Origin of the sequence: Kocuria sp. SM24M-10, assembly GCF_001027955.1 — a bacterium.
Classification (GTDB): Bacteria; Actinomycetota; Actinomycetes; order Actinomycetales; family Micrococcaceae; genus Kocuria; species Kocuria oceani.
This window is the reverse complement of sequence record NZ_LDNX01000092.1, coordinates 12,478-33,375: the sequence shown is the minus strand read 5'-3', so window position 1 is coordinate 33,375 and position 20,898 is coordinate 12,478. Positions and strand designations below refer to the sequence as shown.

The 20,898-nt window shown below is 71.4% G+C and carries 17 protein-coding genes; 12 read left to right on the top strand and 5 right to left on the bottom strand.

Going from position 1 to position 20,898, the window contains the following annotated elements; all coding sequences use genetic code 11:
- Nucleotides 1–44: 44 nt before the first annotated feature.
- On the top strand, nt 45–1,433 hold the full coding sequence (locus ABL57_RS10400; RefSeq protein ID WP_047803394.1) for a glucose-6-phosphate dehydrogenase: 1,389 nt from the start codon (nt 45–47) through the stop codon (nt 1,431–1,433).
- 391 nt (nt 1,434–1,824) lie between these two features.
- Here ABL57_RS10400 and gnd read toward each other — a convergent pair whose 3' ends face one another.
- Nucleotides 1,825–2,763 carry a phosphogluconate dehydrogenase (NAD(+)-dependent, decarboxylating) gene (gnd, locus tag ABL57_RS10395; RefSeq protein WP_047803393.1) on the bottom strand — a complete coding sequence of 313 codons (939 nt, stop codon included), beginning with the start codon at nt 2,761–2,763 and terminating at the stop codon, nt 1,825–1,827.
- A gap of 769 nt (nt 2,764–3,532) precedes the next feature.
- Nucleotides 3,533–6,925 (bottom strand): bifunctional lysylphosphatidylglycerol synthetase/lysine--tRNA ligase LysX, encoded by a 3,393-nt coding sequence (gene lysX / locus ABL57_RS10390; RefSeq protein ID WP_152683356.1) that lies wholly within the window; start codon nt 6,923–6,925, stop codon nt 3,533–3,535.
- A 123-nt stretch (nt 6,926–7,048) separates the two neighbouring features.
- Here lysX and ABL57_RS10385 point away from each other — a divergent pair, with 123 nt between their 5' ends.
- Together ABL57_RS10385 and ABL57_RS10380 are read left to right on the top strand one after the other, a co-directional pair.
- Nucleotides 7,049–7,732, top strand: a complete 684-nt coding sequence (locus ABL57_RS10385) for a hypothetical protein (protein ID WP_047803392.1) — start codon at nt 7,049–7,051, stop codon at nt 7,730–7,732.
- A 354-nt stretch (nt 7,733–8,086) separates the two neighbouring features.
- Nucleotides 8,087–9,295 carry an AI-2E family transporter gene (locus ABL57_RS10380; RefSeq protein WP_238986033.1) on the top strand — a complete coding sequence of 403 codons (1,209 nt, stop codon included), beginning with the start codon at nt 8,087–8,089 and terminating at the stop codon, nt 9,293–9,295.
- A gap of 93 nt (nt 9,296–9,388) precedes the next feature.
- On the opposite strand, the gene ABL57_RS10375 is transcribed toward ABL57_RS10380, so the two are convergent.
- From ABL57_RS10375 to ABL57_RS10365, 3 genes are all read right to left on the bottom strand, one after another.
- Entirely contained in the window at nt 9,389–9,976 is a 588-nt protein-coding gene (locus tag ABL57_RS10375; RefSeq protein ID WP_053004888.1) for a serine hydrolase, read from the bottom strand.
- Nucleotides 9,977–10,140: 164 nt separating this feature from the next.
- On the bottom strand, nt 10,141–10,893 hold the full coding sequence (locus tag ABL57_RS10370) for a ZIP family metal transporter (protein ID WP_047803391.1): 753 nt from the start codon (nt 10,891–10,893) through the stop codon (nt 10,141–10,143).
- Between the two features lie 245 nt (nt 10,894–11,138).
- Nucleotides 11,139–11,549, bottom strand: coding sequence for a hypothetical protein (locus ABL57_RS10365; RefSeq protein ID WP_053004887.1), 411 nt, complete (start codon nt 11,547–11,549; stop codon nt 11,139–11,141).
- 425 nt (nt 11,550–11,974) lie between these two features.
- On the opposite strand from ABL57_RS10365, the gene ABL57_RS10360 reads away from it, so the two are divergent.
- The 9 genes from ABL57_RS10360 (at nt 11,975) to ABL57_RS10320 (ending at nt 20,890) form a co-directional block, all read left to right on the top strand.
- Nucleotides 11,975–12,403 (top strand): hypothetical protein, encoded by a 429-nt coding sequence (locus ABL57_RS10360; protein ID WP_139318504.1) that lies wholly within the window; start codon nt 11,975–11,977, stop codon nt 12,401–12,403.
- Between the two features lie 231 nt (nt 12,404–12,634).
- Complete coding sequence (locus ABL57_RS10355) at nt 12,635–13,558, top strand: metallophosphoesterase (RefSeq protein WP_047803389.1); 924 nt, start codon at nt 12,635–12,637, stop codon at nt 13,556–13,558.
- A gap of 328 nt (nt 13,559–13,886) precedes the next feature.
- Entirely contained in the window at nt 13,887–14,549 is a 663-nt protein-coding gene (locus ABL57_RS10350; protein ID WP_053004886.1) for an NAD(P)-dependent oxidoreductase, read from the top strand.
- 274 nt (nt 14,550–14,823) lie between these two features.
- A complete protein-coding gene (locus tag ABL57_RS22315; protein ID WP_160310788.1) occupies nt 14,824–15,354 on the top strand; it encodes a hypothetical protein in 531 nt (176 codons plus the stop codon).
- 141 nt (nt 15,355–15,495) lie between these two features.
- Nucleotides 15,496–16,791 carry an AI-2E family transporter gene (locus tag ABL57_RS10340; protein ID WP_047803387.1) on the top strand — a complete coding sequence of 432 codons (1,296 nt, stop codon included), beginning with the start codon at nt 15,496–15,498 and terminating at the stop codon, nt 16,789–16,791.
- 166 nt (nt 16,792–16,957) lie between these two features.
- A complete protein-coding gene (locus tag ABL57_RS10335) occupies nt 16,958–17,602 on the top strand; it encodes a DUF305 domain-containing protein (RefSeq protein WP_238986032.1) in 645 nt (214 codons plus the stop codon).
- A gap of 284 nt (nt 17,603–17,886) precedes the next feature.
- Nucleotides 17,887–18,510, top strand: a complete 624-nt coding sequence (locus ABL57_RS10330; protein ID WP_047803386.1) for a hypothetical protein — start codon at nt 17,887–17,889, stop codon at nt 18,508–18,510.
- A gap of 350 nt (nt 18,511–18,860) precedes the next feature.
- Entirely contained in the window at nt 18,861–19,463 is a 603-nt protein-coding gene (locus tag ABL57_RS10325) for a TetR/AcrR family transcriptional regulator (RefSeq protein WP_047803385.1), read from the top strand.
- On the top strand, nt 19,460–20,890 hold the full coding sequence (locus tag ABL57_RS10320) for an FAD-dependent monooxygenase (RefSeq protein WP_238986031.1): 1,431 nt from the start codon (nt 19,460–19,462) through the stop codon (nt 20,888–20,890). Before ABL57_RS10325 ends, ABL57_RS10320 begins: the two co-directional genes overlap by 4 nt.
- Nucleotides 20,891–20,898 lie beyond the last annotated feature (8 nt).

The window sequence follows — 20,898 nt, the reverse complement described above, 5'->3', positions numbered from 1 at the left end:
CGGCTCCCGGACCCGGGCCGGGGCAGCAGGAGTACCGTGCTGATATGGACACCACCGGTACGGAGACGATCGGCACCCTGGTTGTTCTGGGCGCCACCGGAGACCTCACCTCGCGGCTGCTGCTGCCCGGCCTGGGCCGGTTGCTCAGCGAGCAGCCCGAGCGGCGGCTCCGTCTGATCGGCGCCGACCTCGCTCCGCGTGACAGCCGGCAGTGGACCGAGGTGGTCCGGGAGGCTTTCGACGGCGTCGGGGCGACCGGGCCGGCGGTGGAGCACACCGTGGCCCATGCCGATTACCTGGTCACGGACGCCTCGTCCGCCGAGGACCTCGAGCAGGTGCTGGCCTCGACCACGGGCATCCCGGCCGTGTACTTCGCTCTGCCCCCGGCCGTGACGTCGCGAGCCATCGGGGCCCTCCACCGGATCACGATTCCGGACGGCACCGTGCTGGCCCTGGAGAAGCCTTTCGGTGTCGACCAGGCCAGTGCCGCCCAGCTCAACCGGCGCCTGACCGCCCTGGTGGGCGAGGACCGCGTCTTCCGGGTCGACCATTTCCTGGGCAAGTCCACGGTACTCAACATCTTGGGTCTGCGTTTCACCAACTACCTGTTCGAGCCGCTGCTCAATCGCGACCACGTCGCGAAGGTCGAGATCGTCTACGACGAGGCACTGGGGCTGGAGAACCGCGCCGGTTATTACGACCGGGCCGGCGCGCTGGTGGACATGATCCAGTCGCACCTGCTGCAGGTCATGGCGCTGGTCACCATGGACGCACCGCTGTCGGTGCACGCCACAGAGCTGCGCGCGGCCAAGGCCGAGGCCCTGCGCGCGGTCCGCCCCTACTCCGGCGACGCGGTGGCGGCTGGCCGCCGCGCCCGTTACACCGCCGGGAGCATCGGCGGACGCGACCTGCCCTCCTATGCCGAGGAGCAGGGAGTGGACCCGGACCGCCAGACCGAGACCCTGGCCGAGGTGACCTTGGAGTCCACCACCTGGCGGTGGGCCGGAGTGCCGTTCGTGCTGCGTTCGGGCAAGGCCCTGGACGCCGCCCGGCGCGAGATCGCCGTCACCTTCCGTCAAGTGCCCCACCTGCCCGTGGGCCTGGACGGGGTCACGGCTCCCACGGTGCTGCGGATCTGCCTGGGCCCGGACCGCATGGTGCTGGAGCTCAACGTGAACGGCTCCGGCGATCCCTTCGTCCTGGATCGCGGCCGTCTCACTGCCGAGTTCGGGGCCGGCCGGCTGAACCCCTACGGAGAGGTCCTCCACGGACTTCTGGACCGTGACCCGTCCCTGTCCATCGGGGGCGAGGCCGCCGAGCACTGCTGGCGGATCATCGATCAGATCCGAGCCGCCTGGCAGGCCGGTCAGGTGCCCCTGGAGGAGTATCCGGCAGGGTCCACCGGGCCTGAGCACTGGGCCTCCGCGGGGTAACACTTCTTGCCCCCAGCGGAAGCGGCGTCATCCGAACCGGAGGCTTCACGGGTGCCCAGCCGGAGGCGGGCGCCCCCGGAGCCGTGCTGCTGGAATTGTCGGCGATACCGTTCCTCCACCGCGTCCGGATGACTTCCCGGCACGGAAGAAGGCCGTGGTGGACGGCCCATGGGCTTCGGGGGGGCGCTGAAAAGCGGGTGACGTCCTCCACGCCTCCGTGGCACAGATGTCACCTCGCCGCCACGGGTCCGCTTGGAGGACCCGGCACTGGACCTGCACGACCCGGGAACGGTCCCGGAGTCCCGCAGCAGTTCCCGCTCGACGACGCCGTAGCCATCCGGGCCAGGTGTCGCTCTGCCGGGCTTCCTGACGAGTCGGGGGACGGGGGAGCTCACTGCTCTGCCGGGTGGGCCGGCTCCTCGCCGGGAGCGGACTCGATGTGCTCCGGGCTCGCGCCCACGTCCCGGACCGCGTGCCCGCCGAACTGGTTGCGCATCGCCGCGATCATCTTCATCGCCGGAGCCTCGTCCTGCCGTGAGGTGAACCGGGCGAAGAGGGCGTTGGCGATGTTGGGCACCGGCACGGCGAGGTCCAGGGCGGCCTCGACCGTCCATCGGCCCTCACCCGAGTCCTCGGCGTAGCCCTTGAGCTGGTCGAGGTGCTCGTCCTCGTTGAGCGCGTTCACCGCCAGGTCCAGCAGCCAGGACTTGATGACCGACCCTTCCCGCCAGGAGTTGAAGGTCTCCCGGACCGAGCGGACGTGCCCGGCGGCCTCGAGCAGTTCCCAACCCTCCGCGTAGGCCTGCATGATGGCGTACTCGATGCCGTTGTGGACCATCTTCGCGAAGTGGCCGGCACCGTGCTCACCGGCGTGGACGAAGCCGAACTCACCGGCCGGCTTGAGCGAGTCGAAGATCGGCTGCACCTTGGCCACGGTGCCCTCGTCCCCGCCGACCATGAGGGCATATCCCTGGGTGATGCCCCACACGCCGCCGGAGACCCCGCAGTCCAGGTACTCGATGCCCCGGCCCGCCAGCCGCTGCGCCCGCGGACGGTCGTGCACCCAGCGGGAGTTGCCGCCGTCGATGATCACGTCGCCTTCCCCGAGCACTCCGGCGAGCTCGTCGATCACGGTGTCCACCACCGTGTCCGGGACCATGATCCACACGACCCGGGGCGTGCTGTCGATCTGCTCCACCATGTCGGTGAGGCTCTCGGCGTCGGAGAGCCCGGGGTCGGTGTCGAAGCCGACCACGGTGTGCCCGGCCTGGCGCAGCCGCTGCCGCATGTTGCCGCCCATCTTGCCCAGTCCTACGAGTCCCATCTGCATGGCGCGCTCCATCGTCGATCGAAGTCTTCCGTCCGCCGCGGCACGGCGGCACCGATTCGAGCGTGCCGGCCGAGACCCGCCGGGTTCGCCATCGTGCCCGACGACAGCAGGTAACGGCAATGGGAAGCAACGGTGAAGGTGCTCGTAAGACGCACTGGAGCCGGCAGGCGCGCTCCGGCCGGACGAGGGAACGCACCAGGAGCCAGAGAAGGATCTGCACGGAGCCGGGGCCGGTCCCACCCGTGTCCGTGGTGCCCGGCAGCACCGGTGCTGGTCCCCCCACCGCAGGTGCCTCAGCTGATGGCAGGACCTCCGGCACACCGCACATTGGCCCGCCGCGCCATGAGGCGACAGCTGGTGGCGTTCGTGAACTCCGAAGCCCTGGTCACGGCAGTCTCGCGCGTGCCGTGTTGCCACCGTTCCAGGGCAGTGGGAATCCGGTGTCCGGCAGCTCTGGGGCGGCCTGGAAATCGCCGTGGCGCCGGGACCAAGGATGGGGCGCAGACGGACCACCCGCGCACGGACGTGCCGGTGGCGCGACCTGCCTCGCGTGCTGGATCAGCCGAGTGCCGGCCGTTCAGCAGGAGGACACGTGCGCACCGTCGGGATGTTCGACGGCATGAGCTGGAATTCGACGGCGGGGTGCCAACGGCTGGCCAACAAGGTGGTACGTGCTCGACGTGACGGTGTTCGTTCAGCTCGTGTCCTGCTCGACTCCGGGAGCATCGCCGATGTGCAGCGGTTGCCGTCGGCGGGGCCACCCCTCGGGTCAGCTGCGCGACGGCGAGGGACGGACGAACGGGAACGTCAGCACCTCACGGATGGTGGTGCTGTCCGTGAGCAGCATCACCAGCCGGTCCACCCCGATGCCCATGCCTCCGGCCGGGGGCATGCCCGTCTCCAGGGCGTAGAGGAAGTCCTCGTCGATCTCCATGGCCTCCACGTCCCCGGCGGCTGCTCTGAGGGACTGCTCGGTCAGTCGCCGCCGCTGCTCGACGGGATCCGTCAGTTCCGAGTACGCGGTGCCGATCTCCATTCCGTTGGCCACCAGGTCCCAGCGTTCGACGAGACCGGGAACGCTGCGATGAGGGGCGGTCAGCGGGGAGGTCTCGGCCGGGAAGTCGCAGTAGAAGGTGGGGTGGATGGTGGCCGGTTCCACCAGCTCGCCGTAGAGCTCCTCGAGCACGGCCCCCGCTCCCTTGCCCGGCCCGATGGCGACCTCGTGCTCGCCGGCGATCTGCAGCAGCTCGTCGAGATCGGTGTCGATCGAGACGGGGCGTCCGACCGCCCGTGAGACGGCGTCGGAGACGCTCACCACGGGCCAGGGTCCGGAGACGTCGGTGAGCACGGAGGCCCGGCCGGCGCCGTGGACGTCGCGCAGGGGGAGCAGGGGCGAACCGTGCAGGGCGGTGGCCATGGTCTTGATGAGGCGATCGGTCAGTTCGCGCATGTCGTGGTAGTCCGCCAGCGGCTGGTAGGCCTCCAACGAGGTGAACTCCGGGTTGTGGGTGGCGTCCGCGCCTTCGTTGCGGAAGTTGCGTCCGATCTCGAAGATGGGCCCCGAGCCGGCCACGAGCAGCCGCTTGAGGGCCAGTTCCGGGGCGATGCGCATGGTGAGCGCGGTGCCGTAGGCGTTGATGTACGTGCGGAACGGGCGTGCGGAGGCCCCACCGTGGACGGTGGCGAGCATCGGGGTCTCGACCTCGCGATAGCCGGCTTCCACGAGGAACCGGCGCATGGCCGTGATCGCGGCCGATCGGTCCTCGAGCACGGTCGACGCCTGCGGGTGCACCATCAGGTCGGTGGAGCGGCGCCGCAGGCGCGCCTCCGGGTCCTCGAACCCGGAGAAGGGCACCGGGTGCAGGGCCTTGGCCACCACGGTGAGGGCGGACACGAGCAGGGAGGGCGTCCCGTTCCGGGATCGGCCGGGGCGGGCCTCGACGACGACGAGGTCACCGGTGTCCAGGGCCCGGGTCAGCACCCCGAAATGCTCCGCCCCGAGGACGTCGCGCTCGAGGACGGCTTGCCGGGTGGTCCCGGCGTCCGTGAGGTCGAGGAAGACCACCCCGCCGTGGTGGCGGATCGCCCGCACCCGTGCGTGCACCCGCCATCGGGGTCGGGCCCCGACCTCGCCGTCGGGCGGTGTCGTGCTCGTGGCCGCGGCCGGATCCACGAGCCCGACGGACGAGGCCGGCGCCACTCCGATCGGGTACGGGGGCGCGCCGGCCTCCTGGAGCATGCGCGCGTGCCGGAGCCGGTCCTGGGTCTGCCGGCTGCGTCGCGGCTCCCGCACGGACACCGGCACCTCCTGGAGGGCCCGGATCCGGCGCAGCTGGCTCTCGTCGAGCCGGTGCCCGCCTGCCGGTGCGGTGAACGGCATGGGCAGGAACCCCTCGGCCTGGCCTGCCGCGGCCCCGGCGCGGGCCAGGGCGAGGGCGCCGTCGAAACAGAGATACCGGGGCACCCACTCCGGGCGGTACTTGGCGTTGGCTCGGTAGAGACGTTCCAGCTGGAAGAACCGGTCGAAGAACCCCAGCACCGAACTGTGCATCCTGGTCAGCCCGCCGGCGCCCAGCAGCTCGGCGTCGGCGAAGACCGAGCGGAACATCGCGAAGTTCAGCGACACCTTCGTGATCCCGCGCGCCGAGCCCTTGTCCATGAGTTCGGCGACCATCATCTCGGTGGTTCCGTTCGGCGCCTCGGGGGAGCGGCGCATCACGTCCAGGGAAAGGCCACGCCGCCCCCAGGGCACGAACGAGAGCAGTCCCACCACCTCGTCCTCGCCGCGATGCGCAGTCACCACCACGCACTGCTCGTCCGCCGGATCGCCCCACCGGTTCAGCGCCATGGAGAACCCGCGGTCCCGTTCGTTCCCGCGCCACTGCTCCGCCAGGGCACCCAGTTGCCCCAGCTCATCGGCGGGCAGCTCCGCGTGGCGGCGGATCCGCACGCTCAGCCCCTCCCGGCCGGCTCGGCGCACCGCCCGGCGCACCTCGGTCATCGACGTGCTGGCCAGGGAGAACCGGTCGGTGTGCAGCACGGCCTCGTCCCCCAGCGCGGTCACCGCCAGCCCCGCGGCGGCATGCGCCCTCGCTCCGGCCTCGGAGGCCGCCAGCACCGCCGGGGCCCAGCCGTACCGGCGCGCCCGGTCCTTCCACGCGGCCACGGCCTGGGGCCAGGACGACGGGTCACCCACCGGGTCGCCGGAGGCCAGCGACACGCCGCCGACCACCCGGTATGCCACCGCTGCCCGGGCATCGGGGGAGTAGACGATCTCCTTGTCACGGCGTGTGGCGAAGTAGCCCAGCGAGTCGTCCTCTCCGTGGGCCGTCAGCAGAGCACGCAGTGCCACCTCCTGTTCACCCGACCACTCCTCGTTGCGCCGCGACGGGCGGAGGAACACGTAGAGCGCCGAGAGCAGGGTCAGGGCCAGCAGCAGCGACGTGAGCAGCGGGATCCATTCGGGCACCGCCTCGTGGTAGCGCGGATTCCCGACCGGGACTCCCAGGGCGCGAGAGATCGCCGCGGCCAGGACACGCCAGTCGTCGACCGCCGTGGCGGTGACGGCCAGGAGCAGGAGGTGCGTGAGGGCCACGGACGCAGCGGTCCCCGCGACGAGCGTCAGCGCAGCGGCACCACCGGCTCCGGACCGGGTCCGGGCCGGGAAGGCGTCCCGCACCCACCAGGTCAGCCACAGCAGGGGCAGGCCGATCACCACGGCCAGCACCTCGAAGGCGAGATGTGCGGGTCCCGTCGTCCGGATCCGGTCCACCTCGAGGCCGAACCCCAACGCGCCGACGAGGATGGCCGCGGAGATCAGCATTCCGGCGACCTCGAAGGCAGCCACGACCACCAGCGCCATGCGCTTGCGCCGGACGAGGGCACCGGTGAGCAGCAACAGCGTGACGACCGAGACCAGCGACGGGCTCAACGGGATGTTGAGCGCGCCCAGGACCACGGTCGGCCAGTGCACGAGGGACGGTCTCAGCAGACGCACGAGCCACAGCAGGAGGGCGACCACCGTGGCCAGGGCGAAAGCCCGGATCAGGATCCGCGCCCACCGCTCTCGGGCGGGCGGCACCGGAGCGCGGTCGGCCTCGGGCACCGGCCCGTCGACGTCGCTGGCCGTGGGAACCGAGGGGACCAGTGCGGAACTTCCCATGGGCGCGGATCCTTCCCGGTGACATCCGCTGCCAGCCTAGGCACGGGAGCGGTCCTGCAATAGACAGAGCACGTTGATCGGCAGGTCGATGAAGCGGCCGGCGCGGCGGTGGAAGGGCAAGCGGTGGACCTCTGGAGCTTTCTGGGAGCAGCGGCCGCGACCGGCCTGGGCGGCTTCGACCCCGGCCCCGCCCTGATCGGGGCCGCCGCGCTGGGCTCCGGGATTCCCCACCGGCACGTGCTGGGCTTCGGAGCCCTGCTGATCTCGGGAACCGCGGCCTGCGGGATCGGAGTGACCGCACTGATCGGTTCGCGGCTGTCCCGGGTGGACTGGCACGTACTGCTCCGCGACGGGGCCACAGCGGCCTGGATCGAACTGGCCGTGGGTGCGGGGCTGCTCGGTTATGCCGCGCACCACCTGGTCCGACACCGTCACGACGCGAGGGGCTCGACCCGGCGTCCTCCCAACGTGGCGGGTCTGTACCTCACTGCCCTCGGATTCATCGGCATCGTCGTGTTCGACGTGCCGTTCGAGATCTTCGTGACCACCGCAGGCAGTCAACCCCAGTGGCTGGTCGGCACCGGATGGATCCTCTGGGCCGCCATCTCCCAGCTGCCGTTGGCCCTGCTCCTCGTCGCCGTCCTGGCCAAGAGGCACACCGCCATGGTGCGTCTCGTGACGGCCGCACAGCAGCGCCTGGGCCCGCTGGCCCATCGGCTGCTCGGCATCGCACTGGGCCTGGTGGGCCTGTTCCTGACCGCGGACGCGCTGCGGTTCCTGGCCATCGGCCGGTTCCTCGTCGATTAGACCGGACCCCGGCGGGCGCCGGTGGAGCTCGTCCACGGGTGCGCGGCGCCTCTGTGCCGGAGGCTCTCGGCGGCCTCGGCAGGACGTGGTGCCGCCGCCGGGACAGTCGCCAGGGGCGTGTGGCGACGACCGCCGTCGGGTCCAGGACGCCGGGGTCCTATCTCCGCCGGCAGGCGTACGATGAGCCGCGTCGGCGTCCACCGGCCGGAGGAAGTGGTCCCTGTGCGCACCTTTCCGCACTTTCTCGCTGTTCGCCACCAGTCGGAGCGCCACGAGGCGGAATTTTCGCCCCGCGCGCTCCTGCCTCCGGGAACGGCCTCCGCCGGTGCACCGTCGCCTCCTGCGCCACAGACGGTGTCCCCGTGGGCCGACGGGCTGGGCCGGGCCGGGGCCCGGGCCGTGCAGCTGCTGGCCATCACGGCCGTGGCCGCGATGGTCCTCTACGCGCTCCTGGCGCTGAGGGTCGTCGTCCTGGCGGCGTTGATCGCGCTCATCCTCGCCTGCGCGGTCCGCCCGCTGGTGGTTCGGTTGACCCGCCACGGGTGGGGCGGCACCGGGGCGGCCGTCACCGTCTTCGTGGGCCTGCTCGGCGTCATGGGCGGGATCGTCACCGGAGCGGTGCTGGGCGTGCGCGGACAGCTCGACGACCTCGTGACCGCGTCCACCACCGGCTGGGAGCACCTGCAGCAGCTGCTCGCGGCCGGGCCGCTGCCGGTGGACGCGGGCACGGTCAACGCGGCCCTGGCGCAGCTGCGGGACTACCTGGCCAGCGCCGGTACGCGGCAGAGCGCTCTGAGCGGTGTGACGGTCGCTTCCGAGGTGCTGACCGGCACCGTGCTGATGGTCGTCGTCCTGTTCTTCTTCCTCAAGGACGGCCCGCGGCTGTGGAACTTCGTGCTGCGCTGGTTCGCCGGGAACACCCGGGCCGGACTCGCCGAGTCCGGGGACCGGGTGGTCAGCATCCTGGGCTCCTACGTGCACGGCATCGCCCTGATCGCCACCGTCGACGCCGCCTTCATCGGGATCGGGCTCTGGGCGCTGGGCGTGCCCCTGATCGTCCCGCTGACGGTCATCGTGTTCCTCACCGCCTTCGTGCCCATCGTCGGCGCGCTGGTTGCCGGAACACTGGCCGCGCTGGTGGCGCTGGTGACCCATGGTCCGGTCGCAGCGCTGATCGTCGTCCTGATCGTGGTGGTCGTCAATCACCTCGAGGGCTACTTCCTGCACCCCGTGGTGCTGGGTCACACGCTGCGCCTGCACGGACTGGTGGTGCTGCTGGCCCTCGCCGCAGGGAGCGTGCTCGCCGGGGTCGCCGGAGCGGTGCTGGCGGTGCCGCTGACCGCCGTCGCCTGGTCGGTCCTGCAGGTGTGGACGACCCGCTACCAATTCGGCGAGGACCCGGTGCTGGGACCCGATCCCGTCTCCCCGAAGGAGAGCACGGCCGATCGGGTCAGCCGGCTGAACCGCCGCCGGTACCAGCGCATGCGTGGCCCAGCTCGTTCCGCCCCCTGGGCCGTGCCCCCACCCCCGCGGATGCCCTCCCGGACCCGGAGCTCGCCCTGACCCAGGGGATCGCGAGGTCGTCCGGCGCCCGCAGTCGGCAGGACGGGCGGTGAAGCCTCGTGCGCAGCGGTGCCGGAGCGTGCAGGCACGTCGTCACGGCGCGGACTGCTGTCGCGCCGCGAGCGAGCATTGCCGCCCGCGCCGGGTTTCGCCGCCGGCACGGGATCGGTGACCTGTGAGGACGTGGTGTGTGCCGGTCGGCGTTCCGGGTCGGGTGCGAAGGTCTGGCCCAAGGCCGTGGAGACCCCGGCGAGGATCCGTGTGGCCGGGGTGGCGCAGGGTCTGCGGCTCCAGCATTCCGTGTGCGGTGCCCATGGCGCGGCCGTGGACGAGCAGGTCCTCCACGTCCGAGATCAGAGCCCGGGCGGTGGAGCCCCAGGAGGGGTTCCCGTGGGAGGCGTGAGCCGGGGCCTCGGGAGTCGCGGTGTCGCCCGGCAGGGTGAAACCCTGCGCGTAGGGCTCCGGCAGCTCGATGGACTCCCCGGACCAAGTGGTCTCGTCGAGTCCGAGGGGGGCGAAGCTCTGCTCCTCGAAGACCTCCCCGACCGGCTGCCCGGTGACCTGCTCGGTCACCATCCCCAGCAGGATGTAGTTGGTGTTGGAGTAGTCGAAGTCCTCGGGCAACGGCTCGGTCGTCTGCGAGCCGGGTTCCCGGGTGACGACGTCGTCGACGTCGGTCACACGGGCTGCGGAGTCCGGGTCCGAAGGCGACGGTGTTCCTGACGCGGCCGGGGTGGCCGACGGGCCGGCCGGGGAAGACGGGCCGGCGGCTGCCCCGCCGGCCCCGGATCGTTCCCCGACCACCCACGACGTCCCGCCGGCCTTCGGTCCGGGGATGTCGCCGTTCAGCCCAGGGTGTGGAGGCTGAAGGCCGCCAGGAAGCCCAGGGTGGCGATCAGCCCGGAGTACAGGGCTGCCTTCTCGAAGGCCTCGGGGATCATGGTGTCGGTGATCATCGCCAGGATCGCCCCGGCCGCCAGGGCGTTGACGAAGGCCAGCGTGGCCGGTGGAGCCCCGTCCAGCAGCAGGTAGCCGGCCAGGGCCGCCAGGCCCGAAGCCACCGCGATCGCCCCCCAGATGCCGAACACGTACCCGGGCCCGCGCCCGGCGTTCTTCATCCCGGCGCTGCTGGAGAGCCCCTCCGGGACGTTGGAGATGAACACCGCGGCGAACATCGGCAGGCTCAGACCGCCCCCGGTGAGCAGGCTCAGTCCCAGCACCATGGATTCGGGCACCCCGTCCAGCAGCGCCCCGATCGCGATCGCCCCGCCGCTGCCGGACTGCTCGGACGAAGAGGGCTGCTGATCCCCGGAGCGCTTCCGGTGCTGGGCTCCCTGCCGGGCCAGCAGGACGTTGAGGGCCACGTAGGCGACCGCCCCGACCAGGAACCCCCACGCGGTGGGTCCCAGCCCGCCGCGCTCCACGGCTTCCTCCACCAGCTCGAAGGACAGCGCGGAGATCAGCACCCCGGACCCGAAAGCCATCACCACCGCGATCACCTGGGCCGGCACCCGGACGAACCAGGCGATCATCGCGCCCAGCAGCAACGCGGCCCCCGCGACGAGGCCGGCGCCACCGGCGAGCAGCCACTCAGGCACGAAGGCACCTCGACTTGATGATCACCGTACTGACTATATGGGCAGACATCGCAGCGGCACCAGCCGGTCCCACCGCCCGCCCGATGGGTGCACCGCCCCTTCCCGGCCCACCGGGGCGCCCCGTGGCCGACGCCTGTGGTGGAGGGTTCCTGCCACGTCGCCGGCGTGGGATCTCCTCCGGAGGCATCCACAGTGGCACAGCCTTACCGGCAGGTCGGGGCGGAAGCACCGGGTGCTGGACGGGGTCAGGTGTCGAAGTGGGTGGTGGCCGGACCTGTGCCCACGGTGGCGACCAGTTCCGCGGCCACGTCGCGCAGCTTGGTGTTGCGGTGGCTGGAGACGGCCCACCGGGAGTCGGCGGCCACATCACCGACACGCACCACGGTGTGCTCTCGGATCGTGGTCAAGCAGGGGCAGTTGCGGAACCGGTTCTGGGTCTCGTCCAGGGCTTCGGCCTCGGGGCTGGAAGAAGCCACCGTGGTTCCTTCGCGTGCACGCAACAGGGTGACCCCGCACCAGACGTCGGTGCCCTCGGGGGCCGGGCGGCGGGCCAGGGTGGCGGTGAACTCGTTGAGCAACTCGACGATGTCCTCGGGGTCCAGCAGCAGATGGGGGAGCAGGTCGCGGGCGGCACCGCTCGGAGTCCGGGCTGACATTGCGGGGCGTCCGTTCCTGGCGAGTACGGCCCGCGAGACCCGCAGAGCGTAGCCAACCCGACGAAGCGCCAGCAGTTCCGAGTCCACGCCTGGACGACGACCGGCTCACGGTGCCGCCGCAATGCTCCCGTGGCGGGGGCGCCGGCACCGTGATCGATGCAGCAGCCGGGACCGTCTCGGACCCAGTCGGCGGAGTGGCCGTCCGGACCCCGATTCGAGAAGCATCTCGACAACACCGCCCAGCAGCACCCCCCCCCTGGGGCACCCGCCCCGGTGGGGCGTCCATGGTGGGTCCGGTGACGTGATGTCCACCTGGTGTCCAGGACTTCGTTATGCCCGTGTGACGGGTTTCGGAGATACGGAGGAGGCTGAGCTCCTACGTTGGAATGACCAGCAGAAAACCATCGAGTCGAACGGAGAACATCATGTCGACCAGATCGAAGAAAACAATGTTCGCTCTGCCGGCCGCGGCGGCTGTCGCCTCGGCGCTGATGGTCGGTTGTGCCGAGGAGACGCCGGTCCAGGAGGCCCAGGAGGCGGGTCCCACCGCGGAGGCCGCCATTCTCAACGAGACGGTCACGATGCAGAACGAGGTCACCGAGATCCTCGGCCCGAACCTCTTCACCGTCGGTGAGGACGAAACCCCCGTGGTGGGCGTGAACGCGTCCGCCGAGGACATCCAGGACGGGGACATGGTCCAGGTCACCGGCACGGTCCGCCAGATCCTGGAGACCGACATCGAGACCGGCTGGGGAGTCGACTTCGACGAGAGCGAGACGTCCTACCTGGTCGAGCGTGAGCTCGACCTCGGCGTGGTCGCCGAGGACGTCCAGGTCATCGAGCAGGACCCCTGATCCCCGGGGGGATACGGAACCCTCCCCACCGGTGAGGTGGGGAGGGTTCCCGTTCGGGTCGAGCGAACCGGGCACCCGTTCGACGACGGTGACCATGGCCCCGGCCCGGCCCGGCCCGGCCCGTCGCGGCGTGGTCGCCAGCTTGGGGGACGAGAGATCCGGCCGCCGAGGTGGTGCCTGCCGGCGCCGGTGGTGCCCATCGGTGTGCGGTCCACAGCAGAAAGGATGTCGATGAACTCCTCCGCGCACGCCGACGAGGGCCGGCGGCACCGGCACAGCCGTGTCAGGTCCTGGTTGACCGGGATCGTGGCCGTGCTGGCCGTCCTCGGACTGCTCGTGACCGGGTACGGGGTGGCGGTCGAGCCGCGGCTGTTTCTCGACGAGGAGCGCATCCAGGCCCGCATCCCCGGGCTGGGTCCGGGGTGGGAGGGCGCTGAGGTGATGGTGTTCTCCGACCTGCAGGTCGGCATGTGGTGGGACAACACCGGAATGATCGAACGCGTCGTGGAGACCACCGTGGCCGCCGACCCGGAAGCGGTGCTGCTGCCCGGGGACTTCGTCTACCGGAGCGAGGCCGACCTCGATGAGCGCGTGCAGGACGTCACCCGACTGCTGGACCCGCTGACCGGGGCCGGAATCCCGGTGTACGCGGTGATGGGCAACCACGACTACGCCGTCGGTGCCGTGGAGGAGCTCACCACCGCCTTCGAGGAGCACGGCATCGAGGTGCTGGCCAACGAGGCCGTCCCGGTGCCCGGCGCCGCTCCCGGCCCCGGGTTGTTCATGGTCGGGATCGGGCCGTCGTCGGTCGGGAAGGCCGCGCCCCAGGAGGCCTTCGACGGCGTGCCGGAGGCCGCCCCGCGGCTGGTGATGATGCACGACCCCACCACGTTCCCGGAGCTGCCCGCCGGTGCCGCCCCGATGGCGGTGGCCGGGCACACCCACTGCGGCCAGATCGCGGTGCCGCTGCTGTCCCGGTGGTCCTATCTGGGGCTGACCGAGGAGGAGGAGATCGTCGCCGACGGCTTCGCCCCGCCCGACTACGGGGCTGAGGGCAACGAGATGTTCGTGACCTGCGGGATCGGCTTCAGCCTGGCCCCGGTGCGGATCAACGCCCCGCCCCAGCTGCTGACCATCGAGCTGCACCGGGCCTGACCCGCCCCGGTCGTCACCCGCGCAGGACTGCTCGGCGCCGAGACCGGCCTGGTCCGAGGAGGACCGGCCGATGTGCCGGTCGCAGCAGCCGGCTACCTCGTCCACGTCGTCCTGGTCGACACGACCCTGGAAGTCCATTGCCAGGGTGCCGGTGACCTCCGCGCCGGCGCTCTCCTCGGCGTCGGGAAAGGCGTACTGGGCGCTGACCAGCCTGTGGGCTCGGTGGCAGCGGCGGGAGGCGGTCCTCGTGCTGCTTCCAGGGTGTTGCCACGCTGTTGCCAGGTCCTGTGGGGCTCCGGGGCGTCTAGCCTGGGCCCACGAGGTGTGCATGATCGAGGGATCGGGGGACCTCATGCGGGTGAGCGTTTTCGGGGCCGAGAACGACATCGGCCGCCAGGTCGTGGAGGAGCTGCTGTGCCGGGGCTACACGGTGCGGGTCTTCGTCACCGACCCCACCACGGTGCCGGTCGCCTGGGGGCCGCGGGTGCGGCTGAGCACCGGGCGGCTCACCGACCCGGTGGCCGTCGGCGCCGCCGTGGGGTGGGGGGAGGCGGTGGTCAACGCCCTCGATCCTCGGCTGACCCGGCACGGTGCCCACCTGGTGGAGGGCACCGGGGTCGTGGTGGCCGCGATGGCCCGGCACGGGGTGCGCCGGTACATCGGCCTGGGCAGCCCCGCCGTCGGGCTGTGCCCGAGCGAGCGCCCGACCGCCCGGGTCCGTGTCCACCGGGCCTACCTCCGGGTGGTGCACCCGCGGGTGCAGCACCGGATGCAGCAGATGATGGCCCTGGTCACCGGCACGGGGCTGGACTGGACGCTCGTGCGGTTCCTGCGCCACACCGGCGGCCGGGGGCCGGGGCTGAAGTACGTGGGCTACTTCGGCCGCGACGACCTGGGGTGCTGCGCGGCCGCCGGTGACATCGCCGCCTTCGCCGTGACCCAGCTGCTGGACACCCGTCACGTCACCGACGCCCCGGCCGTGAGCAACTAGAGCAGCGCCGGCCCCTGCGCTCGAGGAGCTGGCGGGCACGGTGAGCCCGCGGCCCACGACGGTGATCGGGGGAGCATCGGCCGGAGGGGTGTGTGGTCCCGGGCGCGCCGGCCAGGCATAACGATCTGCTCACGGCGCGGTCGGAAGACGCGCAGAAGGGCCGGGTGCTCCTTGCAAAGGGATGAACAGCTTCCTTAGGGTCGATGGGCATCAGGCCGTGGGCGCAGCTCGAGCAGGCCCTCGGCGAGAACGACCGCACCGCAGGAGGCGCACCATGAGGACACGAGACCGACGCAGCACCCGGGCGATGGCCGCCGGCATCGTCGCCGTCGCCGGACTCGGGCTGGCCGGATGCAACACCGAGGGCCCTGAGGAGGGCACGGACGTGGAAGACGTCTCCGAGGGCGAGGTCCTGGAGTCATCGCCCGCCCCGGACAACAACCCGACGGCAGGGGACACGTTCATCGGCAACTACGACCAGGATTTCTACGACGAGAGCGAGACCTACGCCGGTCAGGAGGTGACCCTCTCGGCGGAGGTGACCGAGACGCTGTCGACCGACACGTTCGTCATTGCCGGGGCCTCCGGCACCGCGGTGGACCCGCTGCTGATCGTCGAGGAGCAGGAGATCCCGCCCCTGGACGACGGGCAGGTGGTGCAGGTGACCGGCACGGTCGCCCAGGACTTCGACATCGCCGCCACCGAGGACGAGCTGGGCATCGACCTGGAGGACGAGCTCTACGCCGACTACGTGGGCGAGCCCTACCTCATGGCCACCCGCGGGGAGATCCTCGAGCAGGAGTGACTCCCGGCCGACGTCGACCACCACCATGGGGCGGGCATTCCCGGACCGGAGGCCCGGCCGGCCGGGGCCCGGCCCCGCACATGCACCCCGAGTTCAGCGCCCCGTGGGGCTGCTGAGCGATGACCGTGTCAGGATCGACCCATGGCCTCGACCGCTCACGGCGCGCAGCGCCCCGCCGAACCGGGGCCAGAACGTGAGCTGCCCTCAGCGCACGGCAGTGCCGCAGCAGCGGTGCCCGTGCCGGTGCGGGTGGCCGCGGCCTGGTCCTGGCGGGTGCTGGTCGTGGCCGCGGCCGTGGGCGTGGCCGGCTATCTGCTCTCCACGGTCACGGTGGTCGTCGTCCCGGTGCTGCTGGCGGGCCTGCTGGCGGGTCTGCTCTTTCCCCTGACGAAGTGGGCGCGCAGCCACCGGGTGCCGGCCGGGGCGGCCGCCGGTGCCACCGTGCTGGGACTGGTGGGCTTCGTCGTGGGAATGCTCGTGCTGGCGGGCCAGCAGATCGTGGTCGGCTTCGCCGAGCTCTCCGGCAGCGTGGTGGCCGGCACCGGGGAGCTGCTGGACCGGCTGCAGGACACCCCCCTGAACTTCGGCACGGGAAACCTGGAGGCCTGGGTCACCGACCTCGGGGCCACGGTCCAGGACAACAGCGAGGCCCTGCTCGACGGGGCACTGTCCTTCGGGGCCACGGCCGGGCACGTGCTCACCGGCATCCTCGTCCTGCTCTTCACCCTGCTGTTCCTGTTGGCCGACGGGGAGCGGATCTGGCTGTTCGTCGTCGGGCTCTTCCCGCTGCCGGCCCGCCGGGCGGTCAACGGCGCGGGACGCAACGGCTGGGAGGCCCTGGTCCAGTACGCCCGCGCCCAGGGACTGGTGGCCGCCATCGACGCGGTGGGCATCGGCACCGGGGCCGCCGTGCTCGGGGTGCCCCTGGCCCTGCCGATCGGGATCCTGGTGTTCCTGGGCTCCTTCATCCCCATCGTGGGGGCGGTGGCCACCGGGGCGGTGGCGGTGCTGGTGGCGCTGGTGGCCAACGGGACGACGAACGCGCTGCTGATGCTGGGCGTGGTGGTCCTCGTCCAGCAGCTGGAGGGCAACGTGCTGCAGCCGCTGATCCTGGGCAAGGCGGTGTCCCTGCACCCGCTGGCCGTGTTCCTGGCCGTGGCCACCGGGTCGATCCTCTACGGCATCGCCGGGGCGCTGTTCGCGGTGCCGATCCTCGCCTTCGCCAACACGGTGGCGCGCTACCTCCTCGACGGCACCTGGCGCACCGACGAGCGGATCGCCTCCCAGCCGTTCTACTACCCCTGGGAGATCCGCCGCCACGCCCGCCGCCACCAGGCCACGCACGAACAGCTTCTGGCGCAGCTGGAGCGCTTCCACCGGACCCGGACCCTGGAACGGCGCCGCGCCCGCAGCGAGGATCGGAACGCCGAGCACTGACGCACGCTCCCGCCCGTTCACCGGAGGAGGGAGGACGCTTCTTCGCAGAATCTTCATCGCCTCCGGCCCACCGGAAGGGACCAGAGGTCTACCGTCGGTAGTACGTCACGGCCGGCGGCGCCACGTTGCCGCGACCGATCCAGCACCGGCAGAACGGAGGGGACCCGTGCCCAGCACCAGCAACGACCGGAACCACGAGCACCAGCAGGAGCACAACCAGCACGGCCAGGACCAGCACGAGGGCGATCAGCAGAACGGACGCTCGCCCCACGGGGGCCTGAAGATGTACTGGCGCTTTGCGGCCATGATCCTCACGGCCATGGTGGTGATGTACGCGACCATGTTCATCGGCTCCTGGGAGTGGAGTCACGTGCGCTGGAGCGAGAACCGGCTGTTCATGACCCTGACCATGGGTGGGACCATGGTCCTGGTCATGCTCGCCTGGATGCTGAACATGTACCAGAACACCAAGGCCAACGTGGCCGTGGTCGTGGTCGGACTCCTGATGTTGGGCGGTGGGGCGTTCCTGGACCGCAGCCAGACCACGGTGCAGGACACCGCGTACATGAGCTCGATGATCCCGCACCACTCCTTGGCGATCACCCGCTCCGAGCGCGCCGAGCTGGCCGATGTGCGGGTGTGCCAACTGGCGGTGGAGATCAGCGAGGCCCAGCGGCGGGAGATCGACGAGATGGACTGGCTGATCGCCGACATCGAGGCCAACGGCGTCGCCGAGACGCTCCAGGAGGCCCAGGCCCGGCCGATCCCCGACTTCCCGGCCTCCGCCCAGCGCCAGTGCCCGGGGGAATGACCGGGGCCTGTCTCACCGCAGTGTCCACCCTCCGAGCCGGGCCGGTGGGCACAGGGCCAACCCCTCCGACGTCGGTCTCAACCGGCGCGACCTCGGTGGGCGGATCGGGCTGTGACGTGGCCTGATGATGTTCGGCATCTCTCCCTGAGCGGTTGCGCCCGGCACGGAACCCGGGAAAGGTATTAAGCACGCTGATCATTCGATCGGCTCGGCGTGGAGCACGACCGGTGGGCCGGTGCGCGTCGTGCCCGGCGCGCCGTGGACACGATTCTCAGGAGGACACCATGACGGATCAGAACTTCTCCGGAGCCACCACCCCCAGGGGGCGGCGCAACGACGTCGTGGCCGCCGAACGAGAAGAGTACGGCGGCATGAAGTTCGGCTCGGCGTTCTTCGGCTGGCTCACCGCCACCGGCATGGCGGTGCTGCTCACCGCGCTGCTCTCGGCCATCGGGGCCGGAGTGGGAGTGGCCACCAACACGGATCCGGGTCAGGTCGCCCAGCAGGCCGCCCAGGACGCGACCACGGTGGGGATCGTCAGCGGCATCGTGCTGGCACTGATCCTGCTCATCGCCTACTTCTGCGGCGGGTACGTGGCCGGGCGCATGGCGCGTTTCGACGGGGCCAAGCAGGGGATCGCCGTGTGGCTGTGGGCCCTCCTGATCGCCATCGTGCTGGCGGTGCTCGGCGCGCTGGCCGGATCCCAGTTCAACGTCCTGGCTCAGCTCAACGGCTTCCCCCGGATCCCGATCGGCGAGGGAGCCCTGACGACCGGGGGGATCATCGCCCTGGTCATCGCCGCGCTGGTCCCGCTGATCGGGGCGGTGCTGGGTGGGATGGCCGGGATGCGCTTCCACCGCAAGGTCGATCAGGTGGGAACCGCCCATCGAGCCGGCCTCGGCGGCTGAGGCCGACCGGCCGTCAGAACCGTGGCTGCGCCCGGCACCGATGTCACCTCGGTGCCGGGCGCAGCACCGTCTGCTTCAGGGTGCGTCGCGGTCCTCGAGTTCGGTCACCGCTTCGCGGTGACGGTCGAGCGTGACGGGGTGGGTCCCGGCCGGATCGGTGAGGTCCTCGTGGTCAGGCGGACGACGGACCCGCCTGCGCGGCACGTGGATCTCGGCCGCCGGGAGCTCCCGGAGTGCGGTGAGCAGACCGTCGAGCAGGGGGGGAGAATCCGCACCGCTCCGACTCGTCCCCGGCGTGGCTAGAATTTGGGCAACTGACCAAGGCAGGTGCCCAACCGAAGGTGGAGGCCATGGGTTCGTCGACCTCGTCCGCGCGCGGTGTCGAGGTCCGCCGGCGGCTGCTGGCGGCCGCCGCGGAGCTGATCCCCCAGCTGGGCTGGCGCGGGGTGAGCACCCGGGTCGTGGCACGGAGGGCCGGCGTGGCCCCTGGGCTGGTGCACTACCACTTCGGATCGGTGCCGTCGCTTCTCCGGCAGACCGTCGTCCAGGTGATGGGAGACGTGCTGGCTGCGGTCCCGCCCATGCTCTCCGAGGCGGAATCCGGGGACGAGGCGCTCGGGCGACTACTCGCGTCCTTCGACGACTTCGACGGGACGGACCCGACGTCCTTGCTGTTCGTCGAGGCCTACCTCGCGGCGACCCGGGACCCCCAGCTGCGGGTGGAGCTCAGCCGGATGCTCGACGAAGTGCGCGCCGCCGTGGCCGCCTGGCTCGACACGAGGGGCACGCCGGCGCCCGCCGCGACGGCCGCCGTGCTGGTCGCAACGCTGGACGGTGTGATGCTGCACCGGGCCCTGCAGCCGACGATGACTCCCGAGGAGGTCGCGCCGGTGCTGCGCCGGCTGCTGGGTGACCCTCCGAGCGGGACGCTGGGAAAGGGGGGCGAGGGATGATGAGAGCCTTGATCTGCGGAGCCGGCATCGCCGGTCTCGCGCTGGCGCAGCGGCTGAGCGCCCACGGATGGGCGGTCACCGTGGTGGAGCGAGCGCCACGCCCCCGGGAGCAGGGGTACATGATCGACTTCTTCGGCCTGGGCTACGACGCGGCCGAGGCGATGGGTCTGCTGCCGCGGCTGCGCGAGCTCGCCTACCCGATCGAGGAGGTGTCCTACGTCGATGCCTCGGGGCGGCGCCGCGCCGGCATCGACTACGTGCGCGCCGCCCGGCTGGTCGACGGGCGGCTGTTGACCCTGATGCGGCCCGATCTGGAACGGGCCCTGCGCGAGCAGGTCGCACCGGAGGCCGAGCTGCGGTTCGGGTGCACGGTCGGGTCCCTGGACCTCCTGCCGGCCGGCGTCCGTGTGGTCCTGACCGACAGCACCGTCATGGAGGTCGATCTGCTGGTCGGCGCGGACGGCATCCACTCCTCGATCCGTCAGATGGTCTTCGGGGACGAAGCGCAGTTCTTCCGCTACCTGGGCTTCCACACGGCGGCCTACGTCTTCGACGACCCCGTGATCCGGCGACGTATCGGCAGCAGCTACGCTCTGACCGACACGGTCGACCGTGCGATGGGGTTCTACGGGCTGCGCGACGGACGGGTCGCCGCGTTCGCCGTTCACCGCGACCCGGTCGCGGTGATCCCCGCGGACACCCGCGCCGCGATGCGACGCGCCTACTCCTCACCCGGCTGGGTCGCACCCCGGGCGCTGGCGGCCTGTCCGCCGCCGTGCGACCTGTTCTACGACCTGGTCGCCCAGGTCGAGGTGCCGCAATGGCATCACGGCCGCGTCGTCCTGCTCGGTGATGCCTGTCAGGCCGTCTCCCTGCTCGCGGGTCAGGGTGCCTCGCTGGCGGTCGCCGGAGCCTATGTCCTCGGCGAGCAGCTGACGGCCGGGGGCCCGGTCGAGGACGCCCTGTCCCGCTACGAGCAGGCCTGGAAGCCGGTCGTCCAGGCGAAGCAGGAGGCCGGCCGCCGCAGCGCGCAGTGGTTCCTGCCCTCCTCGCGGCTGCGGCTCCGGCTGCGCCGTACTGCGCTGAAGCTGGCCGCTGTGCCCGGCGCGGACAGGATCATCGGCGCCGGCCTGGTGGGCAGGACACCCAGGTCCCTGACAGACCTCAGGATGAGGGGGCGGCGCCGGAACCCGTCCGAGGGAAACCGGGCGACGCCACAGGACGAACCGGAATCCACCCCCGGGTCCACTCGGTGCCGGAAGCGGAGCCTGCGGTGGGCACGGTCGTCGTACCCGGGGCGGCAGAGATCCGCGAATGCTGTTCCGGTGCCCGGGCTGTCCTGCGCCGACCCGGCGGAGCCATCGGGAACGGTGGGGCAGGAGCCGTCGGCCGCGTCCGTCGTCGGGCAGGAAGGGAGCAGTCCATGACCAGGACC

Coding starts and splice junctions, on each gene's coding strand:
- ABL57_RS10400 (WP_047803394.1), top strand. CDS start 45: ATGGACACCACCGGTACGGAGACGATCGGCACCCTGGTTGTTCTGGGC.
- gnd (WP_047803393.1), bottom strand. CDS start 2,763: ATGCAGATGGGACTCGTAGGACTGGGCAAGATGGGCGGCAACATGCGG.
- lysX (WP_152683356.1), bottom strand. CDS start 6,925: ATGGGAAGTTCCGCACTGGTCCCCTCGGTTCCCACGGCCAGCGACGTC.
- ABL57_RS10365 (WP_053004887.1), bottom strand. CDS start 11,549: ATGTCAGCCCGGACTCCGAGCGGTGCCGCCCGCGACCTGCTCCCCCAT.
- ABL57_RS10360 (WP_139318504.1), top strand. CDS start 11,975: ATGTCGACCAGATCGAAGAAAACAATGTTCGCTCTGCCGGCCGCGGCG.
- ABL57_RS10355 (WP_047803389.1), top strand. CDS start 12,635: ATGAACTCCTCCGCGCACGCCGACGAGGGCCGGCGGCACCGGCACAGC.
- ABL57_RS10350 (WP_053004886.1), top strand. CDS start 13,887: ATGATCGAGGGATCGGGGGACCTCATGCGGGTGAGCGTTTTCGGGGCC.
- ABL57_RS22315 (WP_160310788.1), top strand. CDS start 14,824: ATGAGGACACGAGACCGACGCAGCACCCGGGCGATGGCCGCCGGCATC.
- ABL57_RS10340 (WP_047803387.1), top strand. CDS start 15,496: ATGGCCTCGACCGCTCACGGCGCGCAGCGCCCCGCCGAACCGGGGCCA.
- ABL57_RS10330 (WP_047803386.1), top strand. CDS start 17,887: ATGACGGATCAGAACTTCTCCGGAGCCACCACCCCCAGGGGGCGGCGC.
- ABL57_RS10325 (WP_047803385.1), top strand. CDS start 18,861: ATGGGTTCGTCGACCTCGTCCGCGCGCGGTGTCGAGGTCCGCCGGCGG.
- ABL57_RS10320 (WP_238986031.1), top strand. CDS start 19,460: ATGATGAGAGCCTTGATCTGCGGAGCCGGCATCGCCGGTCTCGCGCTG.